The organism is Pseudomonas sp. P5_B2 (assembly GCF_056400445.1).
On record NZ_JBFULH010001373.1, the window covers coordinates 1 to 662 of the forward strand.

Genomic DNA, 662 nt, shown 5'->3' on the forward strand with positions numbered 1-662 from the left:
GAACAGCAAAATCGAACAGCCAATCGAGTTGATTCTCAGTCAAAACTGGTGGCTGAGAGTTTCTCGGAATCTGCAATCTCTGCAAAACTCTGAACGCTGAGACTGGGTTCTTCCTATTGCTACCAACCAGTCCGAGGTAAAAGTCGAAAAAATCCCTCAGAACCTTAAACCGGTCAGCTGTGGACTGACGAACGATTGGAGCCGAAGTACCATCTTGGTCATAAGCACGGTTAAATGGCCGCCACCGCGGGTTGATCTTCCACTCGGCGAAAGGAATGACGTAATTCTCAAGGTACTTCGCAACGGTCGGTGCAGACCAGGCGGAAGGCGGCGCAACGTAGAAGCGCATCACTTCATCAATGTCATCAGCCCGTAGTTCAATCAATGGCTTTTTCTTGACGAAACTCCATAACAACAGAGTCTCCAGAGCGTGTATGGAGAGGTTGTAGTCAAACGAACGCCTGGGCGCAGTTATTGCGTACCACCGCAAAAAAACATGGCAGTAATACACGCTTGTGAACGGCTGAGCAGCAGGATCAATTTCTTCAAGCCGCGCGTAGACCTCCACATTCTTAGGCAAAGGATGAGATTCCTCTGGCAGCCAAAATCGGCAAGGTGGAAAGATTGGGAACGGGACGAATGGTGACACCGCGGCGCTCCTC

General features: G+C 50.5%; 1 protein-coding gene. It reads right to left on the bottom strand.

The features are described 5' to 3' along the window. On the bottom strand, positions 1-580 hold a 580-nt coding region (locus AC1DRJ_RS31290; protein WP_477805512.1), incomplete at its 3' end, for a hypothetical protein. Positions 581-662: the final 82 nt, after the last annotated feature.